Below are 8,810 nucleotides of genomic sequence, written 5' to 3' on the forward strand. Positions count from 1 at the left end.
CGAGCGCGGTGGCCCGAAGTGCTCCAATCGCCCACGCCTCCGACGTCAACACCGCGTTTCCACACAGCCTCGGCCCATACAGGACGTTCGAGCACAGTTCGTGCTGAGAGACGGCGTTCCGAAAAACAGCCGTTGACTACGCTGCACGCTCCGAAACCGAACTCCAGACTGCGCTAATAGCAAAAGCGCCGGGTCGGCATCCGCCTCGGCTGCTCAGCCTGAGTAGAGTTAGATCGGTCACTGCAGCCTCGCCCAATGGGGAAGTCCTGAAGGTGACCTGCCCCACCGCGTTGCGAGAGGATGGATGTTAGATCAGACTAAAAGGAAGGAGCCGTCGGTGAAGCCCAAGAAATAATTTGCCTCTGTCTTCCTGAGCGCCGTCGGACCCTTTGCGCATCAGTCGATAAAACAGGATACTCGACAGGTTCTTGGTCCATTCCTGAGCCCGCCAGAAACTGCGGCTGCGGCACCACGGCCGCAGCGGTCTGCTGGGATTGCCTCGCCACCATACGCTGTGAGGCCCGATATTTTTGATGAGATATTTTGTCGACAGGGAATTAGTTGTCGCTCCGGTCGTCTTCGATACGCCTCATCTTCATAAGGATGCTCTGCTTTTTGAAGTTTTGAATCTGATCACTTTTCTCCTTCACTCTTTTTTTCTTGCTGCCACCCTTCGCATCTGCAATCGCTCCTGAAATAATTGGAACTATTTTTGCAAATTGAACTTCATCGAAGCCGTTGAGACGGCGAGTTTCCTTTACCTTCCATATAATAGACTGCCTCAGATAATCACTTTGCCTGCAGGCTTTGATGAAGTCGCTGATTGCCCTAGGCGTCTCCGACAAGCGCAAATCGGCAATGAGGGATACCCTGAAGAATTCGTAGATCAACGGATCGGCTTTGTCGCTGAGAGTCGGCTCCGCCAGTTGTCGTTCCAGCTTCTCCGTTCCCAAGCTAGATTTAATAAATGAGGATATTCCCGTGGGTAGGCTCAGCGCAATGAGCCTAGCAAGATCGTTGTTGGACATTGATTTGGGGGCGTTGACCGTGTAAGAAACGCCGTTAAGCTTGTATTTGCGTTTCCGAGCTAGTTCGGGCACTATGACTAGGGAGATTCCCAAAAAGAAACTCCAACCTCGTAGGACAAGCGAGAGATGCCGCCTCTTTTCGATGTCCTTGATGGACTCTAGGTTCTTTAAGACACCGGAATAAAGGAATAGCGAGACAAGCAGCTTGGAGCCCAAGTCTGCGATTTGAGGTCTGAATACCTCTTGGCGGTCCTCAACGTCTCTGGGCAGTTCAGCCTCTAACTCTTGGTCCTTCTCATCTTCTGTCATTGGAGTAGCTTGCAATTGATCTGAGATACTCTCGATGGACGTTTCATCGGAGCCAGATGGCAGCGTCAACTGCGTTATCTTCTCAATGTCAAATAACGGCAGTTCTCGATATGCTTCGTCTAGAATTTCGACAAACCTAGTAGAAATAAGGTTGATGAGCTCCGCATTGCCTCTCATCTTGCCCGCGTAGAATTGAATCTCGTTGACATACTGAAGGTATCGCTGGGGGTCCATGATCCAGTCACGATAGACTGAATCCATGACCATATGGAGGGATATGAAGTATTCTAGGACTGATCTATATCTGAACGTGACACGGCCCTCTGATCGCCTCACCAGTATCCTTGCATTGAAGAATTCCCGTAGGAGGTCGTCTACGCTCGCTATAAGGCCGAGGTCATCTAGATACGAACTTACGTATGCGCGCAGGCTTTCATATATTGGCTTGTAGTCGTCTTCAAATGACATCCATGAAGCGATGCTGGCCAAAAGAGATGTTTTGTTGTTGAAATCAAAAGTTTCGCGACGCACTTGATCTTCAGCAGCTTTTCTAAGGGTTGCATCAACAAACTGCTCAATAACCACCGATCTATTGATCGCCTTGAAGTCAGGAAAAGCTTCGTAGATCTCCATAAGAATGGTGCCATTAGCGGCAGTGAATGGAAGATTCATCTGAGTAAATTCAGAATGTAGCTTTTCCAAGAGTATATCTTGGTTTGCTTCCGGGTTGAGCTTTCTCACGAGCTTCCTCATTTGGCGTCTGCCAAGTGCGCAGACCTCGAGTGCGCCAAAGTGTAGAGGCATCTCGGGCATGGAGATGTTGCCGGCAGAGAAAATGTCCTTCTTTGGTGCTGACAGGATGTAACGGCACTTGGGATATCTGGAAAGAACCTCTCTGAAGACTTTCACTTTCTGAAGAGAGGAGAAGTCCACGTCATCAACCAGAATGGTGCAGTATCCGAGCGCCATCAATCCTTCTACATCCACGCCGTCAGGGAGTGATATCGCGTTCGACTTTATCAACTTGATGGTTGCGGCGAAGTTTGTTCTGAGATCTGAGTAGTCTATAAAAATGGGCAGATTTGGGCGATCTTGCTGACGTGTGTGCATCACTGCCTGCAAATGCCGCAGCAGCATTGTTCTGCCGTGTTCGGGCGCAGCAATGACAATCTCGTTGCCGCGACCAGAGACGATCTCATCAACAGTCACAGATGAGTTTTTCTTATCGCGTTTGTCTTCATCAACTTCATTCGGAGAAAATTGCCTGATGATGGGCGGGGCGACGAAGTGTTCGAGGATTTCCTTCTCGCTTTCGGCGCTTTCACGGTTGAGGAATATTTCGACGGGTCCGACTTCTGATATGTGAAGCTTGAGGCTCTCTTCGTCGAATGGGGTTACTTGCTCCCTCCAAAATTTCCGAGATTCCGGGGTGGGGTAGAAAATTCCTCCTGGAACCCGCCCAATATCTGCGTCGAAGGCGGAGCGATCAGAATAGTATCTCCTCAATACCGTTTCAACAGAACCAGTCTTCTTTGAATAAGAAATAATAGAATAACCGATATAGTAGTTTTTTCTGTGAGTGAAGATAGCGCCAGCCTGTGAGGAGTAGACGTTGCCCTCCATCGCTTGGATGTTTTCGATGCTGGGGTCGTGCATGTGGCCAAAAAGGTGAATGCTGGATTTCGACTGAATGTGGCGCCTAAGAAGTTTTGCGCTCTGCTCATTCATCGATTGGAATGGGTGGTGAGTGACCGCAATGCAGAATTTTTGCGTCAGTTTTTCGCACAACTCCAGAACCGCAAACTCCGGGATGGCCATCTCGCCCTCGTCTTTGGGTAGGTTCTTGGACCCCCCTTTTGATAGGATCGCCGTGTTAAATGTTACGATGTCCAAGCCAATCTCTGGGAGACAGTGAACGGTTCCAAAGTCATTGGAGTATACGTTTGAGTTGGTGCTCAAGTATGCTTCAAGGTCGAAGTATGACTTGAACTTCTCTGCAGCCACCTTCCTAAAGGATCCACTGGCATAAGCTTCATTCAGCTTTTCATCGTCCATCTTCCTCCATTCGTGATGTAGGTCTAGATGCACCTCCACGGCCTCAGTTTCTACATCATGATTACCGGGGGCGATAAAAATTCTCTCATCAGACAGACCAACAGCTGTCGCCACCGGTGAAAGCAAGAAGTCATATGCGTCATCATGAAGATCCAGTCCAGCGGCTTGAACCAGATCGCCAGTGAACATTATTACATCGGGCTTCCGGTATCCAATACAAATTTCCTGTAGGTCTTTTATGAGGGCGTCGACAACAATCTTTTGGTCTCTGCGCTTTGCACCGGAGAAATGGAAATCGCTCACGTGCAAGACTGTGATGATATCGTTATTGTCGTCGGCGGTCATATCTAGTCCTATCGTAAAGATGCTTTATTTAATACGTATTGCGGCCGTAGTTTTTCTCGCGCCACACGCAAAAAGTTGTGAGGCTACGAAAGGCGATGTATGTCAGCATCAGCTGCATTGCTAATTTTCGTGTCTCATGGATCCAGTGCCTCGCCTGGAAGTTCCTCACAATTGGATTCCTCATAGGTCGTGGCCGGGTAGATTGTCATGCCTCTCGCGAGCCGCTAGGTCATACACGTGAAAGTCGCACTTAGTGTGCGGCATTTTCGCAACGGGCTACATGGTCTCAGATTCATACCGGCCCTGCGCTAGGTCTGGTCAGCATCGGTTCCTCTTGTGGGCCTCGCTCAGTTGCACGTTCGCTTTTCCATGCTCGCTGGTCCCGCCATGCCGCACTGCTGTCAGGCCGCTTTCCGCCCTCTGCTGCGGCAAAGACAACTTTCTAACCTCAGCGTCAGCCATCCGCTGCGGGCTGGCTTGCGCAAAATCCCCGGACTGCGGTCCACCCCCCCCCGCGCACCTGCCAAGCTGTATCGACCCTCTCAAAAGTCCATTCACCTGTGCGGAAACTTGAAAGCGACAGTCTCACATGATAAATTTTTTCGATGAAAATTCATGTGAATGCATATCCCCAGTTGCGAAACCTGTGCTGGAATCGCCCCGAGAATGCCGTCGTGGATGGGCCGGAGGCGCTTGGCCTCTACGAGAACAACTGGCGCTTCGTCGAGCCTGAAAAGATCGAGCGGGAAGAGCGACTGCTCCTTGACACACTCGTTGCACGTTTCGGCAACGGAGTATTCTTTCCTGCCTGAGGTGATGCGTCGGGACGAAATGTTGCGTCCGACCCAGAACCCGGATGGCCCCTGGAAAAGTCATACCGCCGATCACCGGCACCCTGGCCGAAACCCACCTTCGCGGGTGCGGCATCACCTGCGCTTTGCCTGACACGCTACGCTTCCATCTTGAACACCCTACCCCCTGCACGAGCCTGTTTCAGTTGCACGGGGTCGGTTTCTCATCCATCGTTACCATCAGATTTCAGAAGCATGGTCGTTGAGCCGACACGAGGGCGTGCTGGCAGAGGGTATTCGAGTGACAGCAGATATTTTCACTGAATGCGAGTTTGCACCAAGCGCATCACCCCAGCTCTGGTCGCGGCGGGATGGGATGTCGAAACCCAGATCCGCGAAGAGGTGAGCTTCACCAAGGGGCGCATCATCGTGCGCGGCAAGTTGGTAAGCCGGGGCAAGGGGAAGCGGGCAGACTATATCCTCTCAATCAAGCAGAACATCCGCCTATTCAACGAAGCCTCTATCTTCGCAGGCCTGTGCACACGGCAGGAAGTGGTCCTGGAAGGATCGATGCCCTTACGTGAAATCATGGATTTCTGTTCGTTGGACGCAGGGCACACAGAAACCTTCGACTTCGTTCCACCGCAGATGACCAAGGACGAGCTATTGAAGCGGTTTGTGGCGGTCGAGACCGAAACGACACGGATCGGCGCCGTTTTCGTGACGAAAACGGGCAAGCGAAGCGAGCCGCTTCAGCGAATGATCACACCATGGGACGTGCTTTCACATTTTCACGGAAACGGACGCCGAGGAGCCTAGCCCATGCCCATTTCCCACGCCGTCTGGACCGTCGGTCCCTCCCCGCGTGAAGTGCCGCAAGGCATCCTGCCGTCAGAGCAGCTTCTGGAAGAGATGATCGTGGCCCAGCCGCGTATCCTTTCCGCGGAGTGGATGCTGATCGGGAGGCAGGTAGACACAGGCGTTGGCGGGCGGTTGGACCTGCTGGCCATCGCGCCGGATGGATCGCTGGTGCTGGTGGAGCTGAAGCGCGACCGCACCCCGCGCGAAGTGGTGGCCCAGGCGCTTGACTATGCATCCTGGGTCGAGCGACAGGACGCCGATGGCATCGCCGCGATCTACAGTCGCTTTCGCCCCGGGCGCAGCCTGTCTGCCGATTTTCGCGAGCGGTTCGGGCAGCCGCTGGACGATGAAACGCTGAACGAAAGCCATCAGATCGTCATCGTCGCAGCGACGCCGTGCCTGGCTGATCGACCCGGGTGAGGTGCAGGCCCACGCCGCCAATGCGACGGCGCGGGGCGAGAAAGAGCCCTGGAACGGTGAATTCTATGTCAGCTTCGGCGCCGACCAGACCCGTATCTGGGACGAAGCCGTGCGCTATGGCTTCATCTCGGGCGGAGGTGGGACGTGGTATAGCAACTCTCTGCGAATGCTGTCGCCCGGCGACCGGATCTGGGTGAAGATCCCAGCCATAGGGTTCGTTGGTGTGGGGCGCGTGACCGGGCCGCGGATTGCCGCCAAGGAATTTATGATCGGTGAATGTCCTGCGCTTGATGTGTTGAAAGGGAACTATCATCGCGAGTTCGCGGACGATCCGGAGCGTTCAGAATACTTCGTGCCCGTCGAGTGGGAAAAGACAGTGCCCGCCGGACAGGCTGTTCAAGAGGTTGGTATGTTTGGAAACCAGAACACGGTCTGCAAACCGTTGACCCCGAAGTGGCGCTCAACGGTCGATCGGTTGAAGGAGCTGTTCGAGGTGCACGGCTGATAGGCATGCACCATCGATGAACATTTGTCAGAGATCATGATCAGGTGGTCGGGGTCCGGTTTCTGCCGGGCGGGCAATGAACTCATGGTGCTGGAACAACCAGACTCGGCCAAAGGTGGCGCGGGACAGGTTCGCTGAGCTTCCACTCGATGGTAATCGGGCGCTCCCCCTCCCAATCAACGAACGTCGGCCGCCCGCAATAAAGGAACGGCGCTGCCTTGCCGTTGCGCAGCTTTCCGGACCGCACGAACAGGTGGACGCGCGTCCCCGCCTCGGATCCAGACAGGATACGGCCGACCTGGCTGTCGCGCCGTGTTTGCGTCTGGCTTTGCCATTGCATGCGATCGGGCGAAAGAAAACGATTCTCGTAGTGATTGCCGGACGCAAGGCTACCCTTTTTCAACGTGGTCAAGAGGATCAGGTCCTTGTCGAGACGGACGATCCCTGCGTTCCAGTTGCCGGGATTGAACACGGCGCCGAACAGCTGCGGAATGTCTTCGCGTAGATATTCGGTCCAAAGCTGCGGCCCCGGGCCGGTGAACGCCCCAGCGGGTTCTGACAAGCGCTGCCCGGCAAGGGTCGCCAGCCGCCAATCGGCTAGTTCGGCGATCATCTCTGCGGCCGCACCATCGGGGTCGGGGCGCGTCAAGGCAAGCCGAGGCCCCTCGCGACGCAAGAGCGGGTTGAAAGCCCAATAGGCAAGTCCGTCCTCGGTCACGGGCCGATCGTCGCGCAGGCCCTGCAAGGCCGTGATTGCAGCAGCGGTCAAGGCACGGTCTCGCTCGATCTGACGAAGAAGGTCAGAAGCCGAGCTATGTGCGCGGGCATCCACGTTGTCACCCATGTCCCGCACGAAATCGAACCAGCCGCCGTGGCCATTTCGTGAAGGATCGAACCCCATCCGGGCCAACTCGGCAGCCGTGGGTCGCTGACCGTGACGCAAACGGAAATCACGATACTGCGCCTCCAGATCGTCGGTGTCGGATTTCGGGCGCAGGAGGTCGCGGAGAATTTCGATCACCTTCAGGTCATAGGTAACGCTGCACCCTTCTGGCAGCGCAAGCGTTCCATCAAGGATCTGATCGAGCTTCACCGAAAGGGACCTGTCGCCAGGGCCGGCGTTCAGCAACGCCCGCAGCTTGGTCAAGAAAATGCGGTGGTTTCCGATGTAGTCGATCACGCGCAGCAGCTTGCCTTCGACCCGGCGAAGCCCGCGCCCTAGCTGTTGCAGCCAGAGGATCACGCTTTCCGTTGGCCGCAGCATCATCACGGTGCCGATGTTCGGCACATCGACCCCTTCGTTGAACATGTCGACCGCGAACAAGATGTCGATCTCACCCCGGCCCAGCTGATCCAGAGATGTGGCCCGTGGTGCAGAGGTTGGCCCCGAATGAACAGCAACGGCGCGGAAGCCCCGCGCGACGAAGTAGTCCGCCATGAATTCGGCATGCCGGACCGAACAGCAAAACCCGATGGCCGGCCCTTCGCGCAGAAGACTGAACTGCTCGAAGGCGTTCTGGGCGCGCGCCTCCGTTGCCAAAGCCGCCTCGAGCGCGGCGGGATCGAATTGCGACGATCGCCAGGGGATCTGCGCATAATCGACATCATCTGGAACGCCCAGATATCGGAAGGGCGACAGAAGGCCCGCCTCAATCCCCTCGAAAAGATCGCAGTGATACACGAGGTTGTCGCCGCACAGCGACAGCAGGTCCGCCCCATCGGATCGATCCGGCGTTGCCGTCAACCCCAGCAGGAACTGCGGGGTGAAGTGTTCCAAAAGACCGCGATAGCTTGTTGCCGAGGCGTGATGAAACTCGTCGACCACGATGTAGTCGAAGGCATCCGGTGCGAACCGGCGAAGGTGGCCCGCCCGCCCGATGGTCTGGATCGAGGCAAACAGGATCTCGGCCCCCTCATCCTTGTCGTTGCCGTCAAAGCGCCCAAAGCGTGCCTCCGGACGGATACGACGGAAGGACGCCATGGCCTGATTGAGAATTTCCTCGCGATGCGCGACGAACAGAACGCGTCGGAAGGGCTTGCTGTCAAAAGCCGCCAGCCAGGTTTTGCCAAGCCCGGTAGCCAGCACCACGAGGCCCGCGCGACGACCGGCACGGCGCGTGTCCGCCAACGCAGCCAGCGCCGCGCGCTGGACTTCATGCGGTTCTGGCGCTGCGGTCAGCGGCTCGTCGGATACGATGCGCTGCGCCAGTTCCGGCAGCGGCGCGGCGCGCCGGCGCGTGGCATAGGCCACTATCCATTCGGATGTCAGAGGTTTGGTCTTCGGATGCGCCCAGAGCGCCTCGAAGGCCGAAGCGACCGCATCGCTGGCATCTTCGGAATGCAGGTTCCATTCCACGCCAGAGGTCAGCGCGGTTCGGGACAAGTTCGAACTCCCGACAATCGCTGCCCCCTGCCCGTTAGCGGCCGAGGCTGTGTGGAAACTGCTCCCTGTGGTAAACTTCCGTAGGTCGGGCGGAGGCGGGCATGGCGGGTTTC

At 55.8% G+C, this 8,810-nt stretch carries 7 protein-coding genes; 5 read left to right on the top strand and 2 right to left on the bottom strand.

The window, feature by feature from the left end:
* Positions 1 to 557: 557 nt before the first annotated feature.
* Entirely contained in the window at positions 558 to 3,737 is a 3,180-nt protein-coding gene (locus MXB90_RS17105; RefSeq protein WP_250046628.1) for a metallophosphoesterase, read from the bottom strand.
* Positions 3,738 to 4,342: 605 nt separating this feature from the next.
* On the opposite strand from MXB90_RS17105, the gene MXB90_RS17110 reads away from it, so the two are divergent.
* Genes MXB90_RS17110 through MXB90_RS17125 form a run of 5 tightly spaced genes read left to right on the top strand, consistent with a single transcriptional unit; the run spans position 4,343 to position 6,314 of the window.
* Positions 4,343 to 4,549 (top strand): hypothetical protein, encoded by a 207-nt coding sequence (locus MXB90_RS17110; RefSeq protein ID WP_250046629.1) that lies wholly within the window; start codon positions 4,343 to 4,345, stop codon positions 4,547 to 4,549.
* Between the two features lie 44 nt (positions 4,550 to 4,593).
* The gene (locus MXB90_RS17910; protein WP_462982324.1) at positions 4,594 to 4,794 is read left to right on the top strand and encodes a DUF7146 domain-containing protein; all 201 of its coding nucleotides are present in this window, start codon (positions 4,594 to 4,596) and stop codon (positions 4,792 to 4,794) included.
* A 58-nt stretch (positions 4,795 to 4,852) separates the two neighbouring features.
* A complete protein-coding gene (locus tag MXB90_RS17115; protein WP_250046630.1) occupies positions 4,853 to 5,347 on the top strand; it encodes a hypothetical protein in 495 nt (164 codons plus the stop codon).
* Between the two features lie 3 nt (positions 5,348 to 5,350).
* Complete coding sequence (locus tag MXB90_RS17120) at positions 5,351 to 5,809, top strand: endonuclease NucS domain-containing protein (protein ID WP_250046631.1); 459 nt, start codon at positions 5,351 to 5,353, stop codon at positions 5,807 to 5,809.
* Between the two features lies 1 nt (position 5,810).
* Entirely contained in the window at positions 5,811 to 6,314 is a 504-nt protein-coding gene (locus MXB90_RS17125) for a hypothetical protein (RefSeq protein WP_250046632.1), read from the top strand.
* Positions 6,315 to 6,396: 82 nt separating this feature from the next.
* Here the strand turns inward: MXB90_RS17125 and MXB90_RS17130 are convergent, their stop codons facing one another.
* Positions 6,397 to 8,697, bottom strand: a complete 2,301-nt coding sequence (locus MXB90_RS17130; RefSeq protein ID WP_250046633.1) for a DUF3427 domain-containing protein — start codon at positions 8,695 to 8,697, stop codon at positions 6,397 to 6,399.
* Positions 8,698 to 8,810: the final 113 nt, after the last annotated feature.

It is taken from the genome of Phaeovulum molybdatiresistens, from assembly GCF_023544865.1.
Classification (GTDB): domain Bacteria; phylum Pseudomonadota; class Alphaproteobacteria; order Rhodobacterales; family Rhodobacteraceae; genus Pontitalea.